The following is a 15,705-nucleotide window of genomic DNA, read 5'->3' on the forward strand; positions in this document are numbered from 1 at the left end:
CTAAGTAAAACAAAACTTATAGGGCTGACTATAACCTATTTAGTGAACGGTAGCTTTATTTCTTTTCTGGTGGTTATCCGCCGTTTGCTCAGTTTTTACAGGCATTTTGGTCGGCTCATAGGATGGGTAGTTTATTCTGTATCAGCACTTATTACGTAACTCAATAAGTGGAAGGCAAACGGCTAATTCTGTTTGCAACAAACGACTACCCAACCGCTGTTTTCTTATGATTTGCCTGCCAGTTTCAGCCAAACACGTTCTGCGTTTTCTTAGTGTAACAGGCGTTGGTATAAGCCTGTATGCCTGCCTGACTCCTCAAAAAACCGTTACGCAATCCGGTGCAGCAACGCCCCCAACAACGGTTGCTTCTGCGCCCGCGTCTGTTTCGACGGTTGCCGCCCCCGCGCGTGCCAACCCCGGCAGGATACTCGTATTCTCAAAAACAAAGGGTTGGAAACATACCTCCATTCCGTTTGGGGTCGCAGCCCTTCAGAAACTCGGACGGGAAAACAAATTTCGGGTCGATACCACCAAAAATGCAGCTTATTTCAACGACGACAGCCTGCGGAATTACACGGCGGTTATCTTTCTGAGCACAACGGGCAACGTGCTGAACCAAACCCAACAGGCAGCTTTTGAGCGGTATATTCAGGCAGGGGGCGGCTATATGGGCATTCATGCGGCCGCCGATACGGAATACGACTGGCCCTGGTATAACAAGCTCGTTGGTGGATATTTCGCCAGCCACCCCAGCCAGTCCAACGTTCGTAAAGCAACCGTCGACGTAACCGACAAAACCCATCCCTCCACTACTCACCTGCCCGACCATTGGGAACGCACCGACGAGTGGTATAATTACCGCTCACTCTACTCCGGTCTGAACATACTCGCTAATTTAGACGAAAACACCTACACCGGCGGCACCAACGGCAGCAATCACCCCATTGCCTGGTACCATGAGTTCGATGGCGGACGGTCGTTTTACACGGGTGGAGGCCACGAAGATTCCAGTTTCAGTGAGCCGCTGTTTGTGCAACATCTGCTGGGTGGCCTGAACTGGGTAATGGGCAGTGGAAAACCGCTCGACTACAGCAAGGCCTATGCCGTAGTGATGCCCGAAGAAAATCGGTTTGTGAAAACTGTGCTGGTCAATGACCTGAACGAACCAATGGAAGTCGCCGTTGCCAGCGACGCTCAGGGCAATTCATCCCGGATTTTCTTTACGGAGCGCAGTGGCAATCTGTCGGTATATAACGTCCGAAGCGGGGAACACAAACTCGTTCATAAGTTTGACGTGCCCACCAAACAGGGGCATGGCGTACAGGGCATTACGCTCGACCCAAACTTCGCCATCAATCACTGGCTGTACATCTATTATTCCCCTCAGTTTACCAAAGACCCGTTCTATAATCTCTCGCGCTTTGTGGTCAACGACGATAACACACTCGACCTGGCTTCGGAGAAAGTAATCCTCAACGTACCGAGCATTGACCAGCCGGGCGCGCACCATGGCGGCTCGCTGGCGTTCGACAAAGAAGGCCGTCTGTATCTGTCAACGGGCGACCACACCAATCCATTCCCCTCGAATGGCTACGCCCCCATCGACGAACGCCCCGACCATTTGGCCGCCGATGCCCAGGAAACAGCCGCCAATACCAACGATTTACGGGGTAAAATCCTCCGTATCCAGCCGCAGGCCGACGGAACATACACCATTCCCGACGGTAATCTTTTTCCGAAAGGTACGGCCCAGACCCGCCCTGAGATTTACACAATGGGTTTGCGGAATCCGTATCGCATTGCGCTCAATCCCAAATCGTCGGTGTTGTACTGGGGTGAAATTGGACCCGATGCTGGCAAAGATAGCAGCACCCTGGGGCCAAGAGGGTACGATGAGTTCAATCAGGCCCGGAAGGCGGGTAACTTTGGCTGGCCGCTCTTCGTTGGCAATAGCCAGCCCTATGCCGATCTGGACTTCGCAACCAACGCAGTTGGTCCGCGCTTTGACCCCAAAGCGCCCGTCAATACTTCTCCTAAAAATACCGGCCTGAAAAACCTTCCACCCGCCAATTCGGCCATGATCTGGTATCCGTATGCGGCCTCCAAAGAGTTCCCCGAATTAGGGCTGGGCGGTCGTAGCGCCATGGCGGGTGAGTTTTATACGTATGACAAAAACTCGTCATCAAAAAATAAATTCCCTGACTATTACGATGGTGCACTGTTCATCTTCGACTGGATGCGGAACTGGGTGATGGCTGTTCGGGTCGATAAGGACGATAATTATATTCGCACAGAACCCTTTATGGGCGGGAGTGGCGATTTCAGGCGGCCTATCGACCTGGCGTTCAGCAAAGAGGGCGTGATGTATATGCTTGAATACGGCTCGGTGTATGGGGCCGATAACGACGATGCCCGGCTGGTTAAAATCGAATACAACACCGGCAATCGTGCGCCCACCGTTCGGGCCAATGTGGTGGATTCGGTGGCGTTGGCCGTGCATAATGCCCGTTCGTACCTTACCTCCGACGGGCGCAATGCCCCCATGCTGCACGAAGCCGTTGGACAGGCCCCGTTGCGGGTAAAGTTCAGCGGACGCGGCATGGATCTCGACGAAGATGATAAACTGACGTATGAATGGCTGTTCGATGGAAAAACCGTTGGCGCTACGCAAGCTAACATGCCCCTTGCCAGTGCAACTCACACCTACACGCAACCGGGTATGTACAACGCCATCCTGAAAGTGACCGATCAAACAGGGTTGGTAGGCATGGATACTATTGTGGTGAAAGTTGGCAATGCCAAACCGGAGGTCGCCATTACGACACCCGACAATAAATCGTTTTTCTGGGAAAACAAGCCGTTCACCTATGCCGTGAAAGTGACGGATAAAGAAGATACGAAGATTGACCCGAAGCGCATCAGGGTTGTTTATGAATACAGCGCACAGCCTCGTAGCCCGCAGCCTGCCGGGCTTCAGCAGGGTCACCAGGACCTGGCTCAGGTTGGCAACGGGTCGCTCGGTAAAACCCTGATGGCTGGCAGCGATTGCAAAGCCTGTCATACCATTGATAAACCATCAGTTGGGCCAACGTTTCTGGCCGTTGCCGACCGCTATAAAGGGCAGGCTGGCAGTGTAGAGCGGCTGGCGAAGAAAATCATTGAAGGCGGGGGCGGCAACTGGAGCAAAGACCACCTCATGAGCGCTCACCCGCAGATTCCGGCGCAGGATGCCCAGGAAATGGTGAAGTACATTTTCTCGCTGACCGACGCCCGAAATCAGAAAGCGATGCCGTTACAGGGAAGTCTTGCGCTAAACGAACACAAACCCGAAGAAGCACGCGGGCAATACACACTGATGGCTTCGTACACGGATAATGGAGGAAAGGTAGTAGGGCCACTCACCGGCACCGACATGGTATCGCTCCGCAACGCCACGGTTAAAACCCTGAATGCCGATGCGTATGTGGGTTTTCCACGGTTTGGCAATCGGCTGGGTTCCGGGAATCACAAATCTCATGTCTTGCTGAAAGACATTGATTTAACCACCATTCAATCGCTGACGTATGAGTATTCGTCGCTCAACAAAGACGGCGAAATTGAAGTACGGCTCGATTCCTACGCGGGGCCGGTCGTCAGCCGAACGCCCTACAAAGCCACCGGCGACTGGAAAACAATGCATCAGGTGACGGGTATGTTCGATAAGCCGTTTATCGGCAAGCATGATGTGTATGTGATTGTGACAAAGCGCGACAAACCCAACGACAACATCATACAATTGAACAGTATTCAGTTTAATCAGTGATGGGGTTAGCGGCAAAAAGCCGTAGATTTGGTGCTATTACCGCAGTTTATGGCTGACAAAAGGTACGATTTCGTGCAGGCAGGCCACCCTTTACAAGATGCGGGTTTTAGCCTGACTAAGACGGACAGGAAAACAGAAATCCTCACTCAATATGCAGTGGGGATTTCTGTTTTTCTTTAATCAACGTCAAAAATAACCTCGTGAGCTTCCCACAAAGCAGGAATTTCCCATTTTTCAAGCATCCGACTAATGACGGGTTCTGGTACAGGGTGCTTTCGATTAGCGTTTTGGTCGGCCCGGCGTTCATTTGGTACTTCCACATAAACTAGCGTGACACGCGCCCGATATGTTACGAAGAGGTCAATTAGTTGCGCTCGCATGTTTTGGGTAATGTTAGTTGCGTTCCAGACAAACGGTTGCCGTTTTCGCATATAAATCCGTGCCTGTTCTTTGGCTGCCTGAACAACGCGGCCAGTGCCACTTCGGTCGGTTGGGTCAATGCCCAGATGACGTCGAATGCCATCCAGGCTGACCACAGGCCAATCCTGGTAATGCCTTAGAATATAATGGTCCTTGCCTACCCCTGGCAGACCGCTCATCAGCACCACTTCGGTTTCGGTTTCATCGAATAAGGCATAATCGGGTGCCAGATCGTCGCGCCGAAAATACTGGAAACGAGTTAGATTCGATGCAAACGGATAGGGTTTCCCAAAGCAATCCTGTTCGCGACAAAATTCCTCAAAAAGGTCAATCCGGTATAGCAAATCAGCCTGATCGGTGCAAATACGCCCCAGTACGTCGGCACGGGCCAGTATAGCCAGCCAAGCCGTATTTACCTCCAAACTGGCCTGTAATAGCGTTTTGCGCGGATTTTCTTTTTCCAGCGCCCAAAGCGGCAGGCCATGATAACGCACAAGTTTAGCGACAGCCTCACGGGTAAGAAAGGGAGTAGGCACAACGTCGTAGAGTAACAGCCGCGACGTGCGTTCTCCTTTACGGGCATGGCCTTTGGAGGTAATCCGACCATCGTCTTCCCGAACGGTTGTAGACCTCTTTTCTACATCGTGTAGCAGGGCAGCCGCCCACAGGATTGCCTGAACATCAGAACTTAGCACGTTGAAACCCGGTAGCGTTAGCAAGGCGTCCAACACCAACCTCGTGTGCGTAGCAACATCGCCCTCAGCATGATAGGCAGGGTCCTGGGGAACACCCACCATGTGACGCACCCACCTGAACTGAGTCAGCAGGTGGGGCCATTCGGTTTGGTTAGTTAGTTGCCAGTTCATAGTGTTTCCCTCCTTTCCCAAACCAGCGGAGCACGTTGCCATGTGCGTGTCCAGTGTTCGTCGGTTTTTACATGACCTTTCCTAACCCATTTGAAAACGCGGTGCGGAAAATCAGCCGTGGTATAGGCCTTAACATCGCGCGAAACTACGCCCTCCATTGTACAGGGTGTTCCTGTACGGGCCTCGACTGAATCAAACCGGCTGGACTGGCTAATCAGATTCAGTACCTCACGCTCAACAATGCCTGACTGAATAGGTGCCATTGTCCGAGCCAGTTCTGGCACGGTCGGAAAGTCGAGCAAGCGGGCGTAGAACTGCGTTTCTTCCCACGACAACCAAACATCATGTTCCCGAACGGCGAAGACAAAAAAGTGTTCATCGAGCCGTTTATAAGCGATGGAGTGAACAGCAAACAGGTTTTCGCCAAACACTTCCAGATCGCCCAACTCGTGACGAATTTGCTCCCAACGCTGTCGAATTGAATTGGTCCAGGGCGACACGCTTGGAGCCGCGTGTGACCGGGCAAAGACACCGTAGCGGTTTAGGCAGTTGTTTTCGCCGTCTAACTTCTCGGTATGAATGAGTTCAGTAATTTGCAGCAGGTCCGATGCGTACTGGTGATTAATGCGGTCGTCGCTGCTGGTGCCGGGCGAAAATGGATAATGGTACGTTCGCCCGTACTTTCCAGAAAAAGCCATTTAGATTCATATTTGGGTAATACAATAGACAACAAGGCCCTCGGGGAGAAGGCTCTTTAGCACTGAGCAGAGTCAATTGGCATTACATGGCTTTTCAAGAAATCCGTTAGCGCGTTTGATGAGTTTGCGCGGGGCAAAGATAAAAAATAACCAGCATTCAGCTAAATTTCCATCATGGAACTACCTGAAAGCGACGAATTAGATATTGCAAGGCTATCGGCCATTTTCTCTGATACGACAAATTCCTACAAATTTTACTGGTTGCTGGCTATTCTGGACGGTTTGCGTGAGACTGGCCAAACTCGGTTTTCCATGCGCGATTTGTCGCTGCGAATGGTTGCTAATGTCTGGTATCCACTCGACTATTTTAAACTATCCTTCGGCAAACAGGACGGATTCAAGCCAATTGCGGATTTCGTATCAGAACGTATTACGGTAGACAATCGACCAACTGCATCAAGCCTGTTTGTTCAGCTAAGCACTCATTTATCAACTACAGACTTAACGCAACTTCACCGCAAGGTTAACGTTTTGCTCAACTGGGTTCCGTATCGGTTTATCCGTCCGTTCTTCGCTCAGGAAACACGCGGGTTACTCGACCAGAATGTAAACGCCCGAATTGTTGAACTGTCGAGCCAAACCGAAAAAGCTCCGTATCGCTTCATTGACGGTAATGAGATTGAAATCAACGAGAAATGGGCCGCTTACTTGCGACAGCATCAGGCCATTTTACGCGGTTTCACATTCTGGTATCTGGTTCGATTTTTGCAAAAGAACAATCCAAATGTCATTGGTTTATCTGAAAAGCTGGAAAAGCCGGGTGTTCGGATGCTGAACACAGCTAACAAATTTTGGAAGGCATATTTGAAAGAAAACCCGACTCTGACGTGCGTTTATTCGGGTCAAACCATTACAAATGCTAACCTGAGTTTGGACCATTTTCTGCCGTGGTCTTTCGTAGCGCATGACCAGCTTTGGAACATTATTCCAACGCCAAAACCTGTTAATTCGGCCAAAAGCGACTGGTTGCCTTCGATTGATTTGTACTTTGATGGTTACGCACAATTACAGTTTAGCGGCTTCCAGTTTCACGCTGCCAATGGTCACGACAAGCTGTTAGAAGATTATTCCGTACTTTTCGGCCAGAGCCTAAATGCTATTCAGCAACAGCCGTTTACCTGGTTTCGTGAACGTCTGGAGCGCACTGTTTTACCGCAATTGCAAACAGCACAGAACTTAGGTTTTTCATATCCGTTTGAGTTCAAAATCTCCTGATTCAATGTTAAGCGATAGCGACGCGCAACGCGTCAGCAAATTCATGAGTTTAGTACTGCGCCATAAGCCTGAAACTATTGGCATTACGCTCGATGAAAACGGGTGGACCGATGTTGATGTACTACTGACCAAACTGCAAACCAAAGGCCACCGAATTAACCGCGACCAGCTTCGTCATCTGGTTGAGACGAATAACAAGAAGCGGTTTGCCTTCAGTAGTGATGAAACACAAATAAGAGCCAGCCAGGGCCATTCGGTTGAGGTCGATTTGGGCTATACCGAAAAGCAACCGCCCCAATTTCTCTATCACGGCACCGCAACCCGATTTTTAGACGTGATTCTGACTGATGGTTTGAAGAATATGGACCGTCATCACGTTCACCTTAGTGCTGATGAGCAAACAGCCCGTAATGTGGGTAGTCGTCATGGGAAACCGGTAGTACTGACTGTCAAAGCGGAAGAAATGGCGGCAGGCAGTTTCGTTTTCTACCAATCGGAAAACGGTGTTTGGCTTACTAATTTTGTACCGGTTGCCTACATCGTGCATGAGTAATCCACAAAACCCGTACAGTCACTTAACGGCCAAAGAGCGAGATACGCCATCACTTCCGATTCGGATGCTAAACGAGCGAAAATTGCTGCAAGGTCGATTGTTGGATTACGGATGCGGCTTCGGTCAGGACGTGCGATTTTTACGGGCAAAAGGCTTCGACGCGCATGGTTACGACCCGTACCATTCGCCCGATTTTCCAACCGGCTCGTTCGATACCATCGTCTGTTTTTACGTGCTCAACGTGCTATTTCCCGACGAGCAAACCGACGTAATGATGAACGTTTCGCGCTTGCTGAAGCCGACTGGAAAGGCGTATTTTTCGGTGCTCCGGGACATCACCCGCGATGGTTTCCGAACGCATCAGCTACACGGAAAACCCGTTTATCAGTGCGATGTAAAACTGCCCTTCAAATCAATTTATCGGAACGAGAACACGGAATTTTACGAGTATCAGCACATCAACCAACTCGCCGTTGAGCCGACGAAATGCCCGTTTTGTTCACCCAAACCAAAACTTGAAATTCTGACCGAAACAACACTCACCTACGCCGTTTTAGATGGGTATCCAGTCAGCAGAGGTCACGCGCTGGTTACGCCGAAAAAGCATGTCGCTAATTTCTTCGATTTGCCATTATCGGAACAAAATGAGTGCTGGCAAGTCGTCAATAAAGTACAGAATTTACTACAGGAACGGTTTTCGCCGGATGGTTTCACGGTCGGCCTGAACATTGGCGCGGCAGCGGGTCAGAAGTTCGCCCATGCCAGTATCCACCTCATTCCGCGTTACGTGGGCGATGTGGCAAATCCGAGCGGTGGGGTGCGGAATGTGGTGAGGAGGTAATTCTGTCGGATGCCCAAAATGGTAGCGTATAGAAAACACTCGTAGTAGTTGGCGAAGATTTTGCCCTGCGAAAATTTTTCTTCGTCCGTACCCGACGAGGTATCGAACGCCCGTTTACGCGACAGCCGGTCAATCAGGTCCCGAAAGCGGTTGGGGTAATGCGGGGTCTTCTTGTCGAAGCGTTCTAATAGGTTCGGCATATACGGTGTGGCAACCTGTTATAAGAGAATTTGAGGAATACCTAATCGCTACTGTCCTGCACCAAGCTTCTGTCGGATACGCTCCACGAACCCGGCCGATATGGTGGCAATGTAACAAATCCGAGTGGTGGAGTACGGAAAGTAGTTAAGCGTTGAACAGCTAACCCATTCATCAATTACGTTTCTTTCTATTTGGTAGCTTAGCTGTCCTGAGCATTTCGTTTGCTTTTGCCAGCTTCTCCGGGAAAAGCACAGAGTCGCGGTACTGCTCAAGCGATGGATCAATACGCACAATGGGCACTTTGCTTTTATTAAGCTCTTCGACTGTTCTCATGATAGTAAAAGTTAATCAAATTTTCGTTGCGCTAAAAAACCAGCGTATGCCTTACCAACCTCAAACGTATAGAATTCATCTCCCACTTGACCATAGAGATCGAAGTCCTTAATCATTTCATCGTAAAATCGGCTGATGCCCATCCTGTAGAGCCTTGTCCGTGCGCTTGTGCTACCGGTAGCATAAACAAATGCGTCAGGATATTTATCGAAGAAAGCATATAAAGCGGCAACAACCGTAGCGAGTACTTTATCCGTGTCGCCATTATTTGAAATAGCTAAATCATCAATTTCTCCGGTTTCAGAATTTTTGTCGCCAAAGGCAAGATTATAAACGTTTTGCTGATTTGTGTCCTGAAACTGAATAAGTTTACGGATTAGACCTTTGGGGCCTTCGCTGACAAACTCGAACACGGTCAGGCTACTCTCTGCTCTCAGCGCATATTTATCAATTTGCATGTACGGTCAACGGGAAGCATTCGTAGTAGTTGGCGAAGATTTTGCCCTGCGAAAACTTCTCTTCCTCGGTACCCGACGAGGTGTCGAAGGCCCGTTTGCGCGAGAGCCGGTCAATCAGGTCCCGAAAGCGGTTGGGGTAATGCGGGGTCTTCTTGTCGAAACGTTCTAATAGGTTGGGCATGGAAGGCAAGTTAATTGTCGCAGACTACGATTCTATCAGGGACTTATCTTCGTGGTTCAACCAGTTGTGCATGGTTTGCTCAGACCACCCTTGCTGTTCCCAGGCTTTATCAGCCAACGTAGTTAGCCGATTAGCGAGATACTGACCGATTAACTCCCGGATATTTTGAAGGTCAATCTCACTCACCTGCTGTGCATACAGTTTCAGCAGTTCCTGTTGCAGGTTCGTCAATTTTCCAGTCATTGCTCTATAATTGTCTAATCAGCAGCCATTTTCTCTCGGACCTGCTCCACAAACTCGGCAGAAACACTTGCCAATTTGGTCGCCTGCTCGACCGTTAGTCCCATTTGCAGCGCGGTTTTTACCATTTCGGTCTTTACCGCCAAATTCTCGGCTTCTTTCGCTGCCTGTATTTTCCGGTTCTCGTTTTTAATTGCCAACGCATTAGCTGAAATAGTCATTTCGTAAGCCAATCGTTGTTCGGGAGTCATAGCCCGCGTATCCAACTCCTTAATTGCTACTTCTAACAACTCCTCATCCCAAAACGGGGGGAACTGAGTTGGTTCGGTCAATGTGTGAGCCGTTTTCATTGTATAAATCAGTTTATCTAAATCTGTCTTAACGTCAGCTAAACTCTTTCCGAATTTAGCCAATTCTACGGTAATAAACGTGGTCTGATCGTCGATGAGTTCACCTTTTTCATTCCTCATCGTTGCAGTGTTGTGATAATCAGCGATGTCTGGAAAAAGAGTCTCCGCCAGAATGCCGATGCAATAAATCTTTGGCAACCCTTCAAATTGGTATTTCCCTTTACGAATCAAGGTATTTAAGCGTTGGAACGCATAAAATTTCATGCGGTGGATAAACTCCGGGTACTCGCTCAACTGCATTTCCACAATAAAGTGATTGCCCGTTTCGTCAACGCACATCATATCATATATTCCCCCGCGACTGTTTTTGGTCAGGCCCTGAATTTCATTTTGCAAAAACTGCACCTCATGAATGGGGACCGGTGAGTTGATAAGCGTTTGTAAAGCCCTTCTCAAGAAGCGCGTATCGGATTCGTTGCCGAAGGTAACTTTAAAACCATAGTCGGATAGAATAGGGATGAATCGGGCATTTTCACTATAAAGCTCCATAGGCCAACTTGTCAACAGTCTACTTTTTGAATGGTGACTTCGATTTCGGTGCGGAATGAGTTAGACACCCCGTCGGGCATGTCCAATTGATAGACGTTCAGTGCTTTACCGGCTGCTTTCAGGTCAATTTGGAGTTCGTGGAGCCGGGCAAGGTCGGGTTTGTAGCGACCTATCCGGGCGGTGTCCTCAACCAACAATTCTTTCACAATCACAATGCTCTGCCGAAACGTGTTGGCCGTTTCTTTGAAGAACGTCATGGCCTTTACCACGTCGAAGTCAGACACGGGCGCGTCGGAAATCAGCGGGTAGAATTGGGCGTAGTTACGGGTTTTGTTAGCCGATACAATCGCCATAATGATCGACAATTTCAGCGAACTCACGAGCGATGTGTTGAGGTTGCCCACTTCGCGCCCGTCGTTGTCGACAATGGCCGGTCGGTAGCCACCGTCAGATGTTTCCATGAATCGAATAGTGCCGTAGAACGCTCCCGTGGGCGCATTGATATTGCGGTAATGTTCGTTGGCGGTATTTTCGAGTTGCTGAACCAACTCCTGGTATTTGGTTTTCTTTACGCGCTTGGCTAACTCAGCAAGGTCGAACAGAATGGTTTTCTTTTGGGTCAGGTGCGCGGGTATCTGCCCCTCCGACAATTTGCTCAATTCATCATTTATCTCCCGCAGACGTTCTTCTTTCTGTTTCTTTTTGCTTTTATCGCTGACTAAGTCGCCCTCAAACTTTTGAATATCAGCCACTGCCCCATTCATCGAATTAACTATGTCGCGGGCGTTGGTCAGGCCACTCAACTGTTCCTGTTGCTGCAATTCGCGGGCTTTGGCTTCTAATTCGTCTTTTAATAATCGAACCTGATCCCGTGTGTTGCTCTGTTCCTGCATCGACTGCTGAACGCGCTGATTGATACTGTCAATACTGCTTTTCATACCCAACCCATTCGTATAAAACTGCCGAAAAAACGATTTCAGGCTCTTTCGGGGGCGTTCAGGCTGAATGATTTCCGGTTCCGACAAGAGCAAACTGGCAATAGCGGTATACGCATCACTGCCATTTGGGGCCGGGCGGTCACAAACCCGGCAATGCTCCTCATTGAGCATCATGCGGACATACATGGGTTCGGGTACATTGTCGGGCAGGCGAATTTGCAGCTTTTCACTCGCCTGTTTTGTCAGGTTGGCGGTTGCCTTTCGGATGGCAATAGCATCATCGTAGGCGGTTAGTTTTTCCTCGAATTTTTCCAGCAGCGACGATGTGCCCAACAGCACCCAATTGTCGGCAAACAATTTCCGGCTCAGGCCCTCGTCAAACGCATCCGATTGTTTTACAGCGGTCGTATAAGCAGCTTCGGCCTTGTTGCGGGCTTGGGTTAACTTGTTTATCGTCTCGGCAAACTCAATGCTTGCTAACAGCGCATCTTTTTTCTCCTGTGCTTCCTGCTGATTCTGTGACGCATTCGTTATCTGTTGCTCCAATTGGCGCACTTGCTGCTCCAACAATCGCTGTTCGGTTTGCAACTCGCTAATTCTGACCTGATTCTTCTGTGATTTCTTCAGTTCCTGGTCAAAAGCGTTTCGGGCGGTGTCGTAGGCTTTTTCGGCCACCTGAATATACTTATCCCACCGGTCGATGTCGGACAGGCGTTTGGTAACATTGCGTAAGGAGCCGTTGCTTGATGTGTCAATTAAATTGCTGATGCCGCGTTCGCCCTGAAACCACACATAGGGTCGCACGTCTACCGGAATTAGCCGTTCAAGAACTTCATTATATTTATCTTCGGGTACAGGTCTGTACGAAAGTATACCAAACTCGAAAATCTGAAACTCGCTCTTTCCCGGTTCTACCCACACCTTGTCATCCGTTCGCCGAACGCGGTACGTCCTGATTAATTGGTATTTCTGCTGAGAAACATATTGATGGCTGTTACGCGAATATTCTACCTCAACAATCACCTTCGTTTCGACGCTCTCCCCGATGGCACATTCTGCTTTAGCTTTTTCCGAAACCAAATCCCCTTTGACTATGCTGGTAAGTTTCAATCCACCCGGCGTGGCACGGGGAGCGTTATCGGTGATGCCGTCGCTGAACACCCATTGAAAGGCATCATATAGTTTCGACTTTCCATAGCCGTTGGCTCCCAGTACAATGTTTAACCCTTCTACGAAATCAAAGTGATTGTTGGAGCCGTAATAACACAGAAAATTGCTGATGCTGATTTTATTGATGAGCATGGTTAGCGAAGGGCGTTTTCGAGGTGAGCGTTCAGGCGGGAAGCCGCTAAATTGACTGTTGTGCCGGAATCTTCCACCACGTTTACCATTTGACGAATCAAACTCACCAACACCTGCGCTTCTGCATTGTGCTGACTGCTCATGGTCATTTGCGTGACTTCGTCAGGGGTCAGGCTGTACTTCTGCTGAATGTCGGCGTCTTCCAGAAACGCTTTTACAATATCAATTTGTGTCATAGGTTTCAGGCAACAAGGTCTTGATGAATGGTATCTAAATTGAGTTGGTACACGTCGCACACCTCGCGGAATACGTTCGTGGCTTCGTACTTGTTGGTTGCCATAAACGCAAAGTGTACAACCCGCTCTAACTCCTTCTGTACCAAACTCTGTTCTAATTTAAAATTCGGACTGTTTGGGTCAGTGCGCGGAATAACAACCATATCGTAGATGTAAGCAAAACCCTTATCCGGGTGTTGCCGCAGGATACGTCCCCGTCGTTGGATAAACTGACGGGGGTTTCCCGTACTTGAACAGAAAATAGCCTGCTCGGTTCGCGGAATGTCGACACCTTCGTCCAAACACTTCATCGACAGCAAGGCGTTAATTTGCCCCTCCTCAAACTGTTTCAATACAAGGTCTTTATCGGCGGAGTCGCTCGTGTATTGGGTGATGGTCGTAGTGGGCGATACGCGCCGGACGATGGACGCGTAGAAGTCGATGATGCGGTTCTCGTCGGTAAAATCGGGAAAGGTTTCGTCGTCAATCTCGTCGTCAGCGTAGAAGCCTTCGGGCGCGTAGACCAATGTATAGTCGATGCCTCCGCGCCGGTCTATGATGTCGGTCAGGATGGTTTCAAACGCGGCCATCTTGCCGTGTGCTTTATGGATAATGCGTTTGCGCTGCATCAGCAGCATTTCCACCTGTTTCGATGCGCCGTCATTACCTTTCGTGCGGGCATAGATTTTGGCGAGTTTAGCCGAAATCTCGGAGTAGGCTACCATCTCGTCGGGCGTCAGGCTGACAATCCTGGGGTAGTAATAATACGGGCAAAGGATGCCTTCTTCGATAGCCCGCTCCATCGGAAAGTTGTAGACATAAGGCCGGTCTGCCGGTCCATTCCCGTCATGAAAAAACGCTTCCATATGAGCGGAACCTTCGGGGTCATACACGCGCTTGGGTGTGGCCGACAAGCCGATGCGTTTGGTCAGGTGGATACCGTCGAGCAATTTCGCCACGGCGGGCGATGCGATGTTGTGCGCTTCGTCGGCCAAGAGTACGGTCGTTGGCGGCAGACGTTTGAAATACGTTTGAAATTGGGGTTTGGTGAATGATTTGTAGGTCACAATCACCACAAACGACGTGGCTACACCAAAGCTGAGTTGGGTGGTGATGCGTCCTAACTCGGCTTGCCAGCCTTTGGACTTAGACGAAACAGTGATGATTTCGCGAAAGTTAAATTTTTGGGCTTCGTGGGTCCACTGTTCCATTAATACGGTTGTCGGTACTAAAATAACCGCCTGATATTGACCTGTTTTCTGGTATTCATTCAGGACGCAGTTGAGTGATGTAATGGTTTTGCCCGTGCCGGTCGCCATTGCGAAGATGCCCTGATACTTGTTATCAACCCAGTTCTGAGCGGCTTCTTTCTGGTAATCACGCGGGCCACTTTCGTAGGGGAAGCGGGGCGCAGCAAGGTAGGTTTCTATTTTCTGCAAAATTTTCGCAATCGCATTTTGGTGTACCTGACTTCGTATTTGTTTGGCTTTTTGGGAAGCTAATTTCTGTTCATCGACTAACAATTCGTCTAAGTCTTTCCCACCGTAATCTCGCATAAGGGCTTCCTCAATCTGTTCAAACGGAATGAGTTCGGCGTAGTCGGTCCGTCCCTCAAACAATTGATTGTAGTCGTGTTCATACTCAGTAAAGACAGTGCTATCGGTTTTCCAGGACACTTTAACGTCCAATTCTTCTAAGTTTTCGAGTAAGCCGGACCCCGTAAAGTTACACGACCCTCTGAATTTAACTTTGTTTACACCATCATAGAAAATGCCCGATTTGTAATGCGCGATACCACGCCCGGACTTCGGTTTGATAGCCCGAATCTGTACCCGTTTAGAAGCAATCAGCCACGAAATGCAGTTGAAAAAGTGATGGCCGTAGTCGTCTAACGCGCGTCTCAACGTTTGAAAATCGTTGGCTGAAAACGCATAGTTGTCAGGATTCGCCGTTGATCCGGTCAACACAACCGCTTTGTCTTGCACCGATAGAATATGATTGATTATCAGGCGTACCCGACCCCCGTTGCTAATAAATTTGGCAAACCCAACCGCTAATACACTAATCGCCGACGAACTGAAATAGCCCAACAGCAGGTCGAGCTGGTTGCTTTCCACCAACGACTCCATGTAGAAAGTCAGCGGTTCATGTTCGGTGCCGGTCCGGTACTCCTCGCTCTTTGGGAATTCAATATCGGACAGCATGAACTTGTTGTTTGATGGCTTCAGCCGCCTGAAGAATATCCTTCTCCATCATATACCGTCCCAACGAAAACCGGATCGCTTCTAACGCTTCATCATCCGTCAATCCTATTGCTTCCAGTGCGTGTGCATGGCCGAAGCCCGAAAATACGAAGATTAATTCTGTATAACTGAAATGAGTTGATAGAAACGGATGGTTGTCTAAATTACAGACAAATAGAT

At 49.3% G+C, this 15,705-nt stretch carries 15 protein-coding genes; 4 read left to right on the plus strand and 11 right to left on the minus strand.

What is annotated here, in order from left to right:
• Positions 1–226: 226 nt before the first annotated feature.
• A complete protein-coding gene (locus tag ACYVI1_RS06330) occupies positions 227–3,802 on the plus strand; it encodes a ThuA domain-containing protein (RefSeq protein ID WP_460907919.1) in 3,576 nt (1,191 codons plus the stop codon).
• 176 nt (positions 3,803–3,978) lie between these two features.
• Here ACYVI1_RS06330 and ACYVI1_RS06335 read toward each other — a convergent pair whose 3' ends face one another.
• Together ACYVI1_RS06335 and ACYVI1_RS06340 are read right to left on the minus strand one after the other, a co-directional pair.
• On the minus strand, positions 3,979–5,088 hold the full coding sequence (locus tag ACYVI1_RS06335) for an AAA family ATPase (protein WP_460907921.1): 1,110 nt from the start codon (positions 5,086–5,088) through the stop codon (positions 3,979–3,981).
• Positions 5,085–5,786, minus strand: a complete 702-nt coding sequence (locus ACYVI1_RS06340) for an RNA ligase family protein (protein ID WP_460907923.1) — start codon at positions 5,784–5,786, stop codon at positions 5,085–5,087. The genes ACYVI1_RS06335 and ACYVI1_RS06340 overlap by 4 nt, the downstream gene beginning before the upstream one ends.
• Before the next feature lie 174 nt (positions 5,787–5,960).
• Between ACYVI1_RS06340 and ACYVI1_RS06345 the strand changes: the two genes are divergently transcribed.
• From ACYVI1_RS06345 to ACYVI1_RS06355, 3 genes are read left to right on the plus strand one after another with little or no spacing between them, the layout of a single operon-like run.
• A complete protein-coding gene (locus ACYVI1_RS06345) occupies positions 5,961–7,061 on the plus strand; it encodes an HNH endonuclease domain-containing protein (RefSeq protein WP_460907925.1) in 1,101 nt (366 codons plus the stop codon).
• Positions 7,062–7,065: 4 nt separating this feature from the next.
• A complete protein-coding gene (locus ACYVI1_RS06350) occupies positions 7,066–7,614 on the plus strand; it encodes an RNA 2'-phosphotransferase (RefSeq protein WP_460907927.1) in 549 nt (182 codons plus the stop codon).
• Entirely contained in the window at positions 7,607–8,455 is an 849-nt protein-coding gene (locus ACYVI1_RS06355) for an HIT domain-containing protein (RefSeq protein ID WP_460907929.1), read from the plus strand. Before ACYVI1_RS06350 ends, ACYVI1_RS06355 begins: the two co-directional genes overlap by 8 nt.
• On the opposite strand, the gene ACYVI1_RS06360 is transcribed toward ACYVI1_RS06355, so the two are convergent.
• The 9 genes from ACYVI1_RS06360 to ACYVI1_RS06400 all read right to left on the minus strand — a co-directional run bounded on the left by ACYVI1_RS06360 (position 8,398) and on the right by ACYVI1_RS06400 (position 15,486).
• Positions 8,398–8,655 carry a hypothetical protein gene (locus ACYVI1_RS06360; RefSeq protein ID WP_460907931.1) on the minus strand — a complete coding sequence of 86 codons (258 nt, stop codon included), beginning with the start codon at positions 8,653–8,655 and terminating at the stop codon, positions 8,398–8,400. The two genes, ACYVI1_RS06355 and ACYVI1_RS06360, sit on opposite strands and share 58 nt — an antisense overlap.
• A 172-nt stretch (positions 8,656–8,827) precedes the next feature.
• Positions 8,828–8,989: a hypothetical protein gene (locus tag ACYVI1_RS06365; protein WP_460907933.1), complete on the minus strand. Its 162-nt coding sequence runs from the start codon at positions 8,987–8,989 to the stop codon at positions 8,828–8,830.
• Between the two features lie 11 nt (positions 8,990–9,000).
• Positions 9,001–9,447 carry a DUF6934 family protein gene (locus tag ACYVI1_RS06370; protein ID WP_460907935.1) on the minus strand — a complete coding sequence of 149 codons (447 nt, stop codon included), beginning with the start codon at positions 9,445–9,447 and terminating at the stop codon, positions 9,001–9,003.
• Positions 9,437–9,628, minus strand: coding sequence for a hypothetical protein (locus tag ACYVI1_RS06375; protein ID WP_460907937.1), 192 nt, complete (start codon positions 9,626–9,628; stop codon positions 9,437–9,439). The genes ACYVI1_RS06370 and ACYVI1_RS06375 overlap by 11 nt, the downstream gene beginning before the upstream one ends.
• 24 nt (positions 9,629–9,652) lie before the next feature.
• Entirely contained in the window at positions 9,653–9,871 is a 219-nt protein-coding gene (locus tag ACYVI1_RS06380) for a hypothetical protein (protein ID WP_460907939.1), read from the minus strand.
• A 14-nt stretch (positions 9,872–9,885) separates the two neighbouring features.
• Positions 9,886–10,767: an Rpn family recombination-promoting nuclease/putative transposase gene (locus tag ACYVI1_RS06385; RefSeq protein WP_460907941.1), complete on the minus strand. Its 882-nt coding sequence runs from the start codon at positions 10,765–10,767 to the stop codon at positions 9,886–9,888.
• Positions 10,768–10,778: 11 nt separating this feature from the next.
• The gene (locus ACYVI1_RS06390; protein WP_460907944.1) at positions 10,779–13,007 is read right to left on the minus strand and encodes an AAA family ATPase; all 2,229 of its coding nucleotides are present in this window, start codon (positions 13,005–13,007) and stop codon (positions 10,779–10,781) included.
• Between the two features lie 2 nt (positions 13,008–13,009).
• The gene (locus tag ACYVI1_RS06395; protein ID WP_460907946.1) at positions 13,010–13,243 is read right to left on the minus strand and encodes a hypothetical protein; all 234 of its coding nucleotides are present in this window, start codon (positions 13,241–13,243) and stop codon (positions 13,010–13,012) included.
• Between the two features lie 5 nt (positions 13,244–13,248).
• The gene (locus ACYVI1_RS06400; protein ID WP_460907948.1) at positions 13,249–15,486 is read right to left on the minus strand and encodes a DEAD/DEAH box helicase family protein; all 2,238 of its coding nucleotides are present in this window, start codon (positions 15,484–15,486) and stop codon (positions 13,249–13,251) included.
• Between the last annotated feature and the right edge of the window lie 219 nt (positions 15,487–15,705).

This window comes from Spirosoma areae (assembly GCF_054781775.1).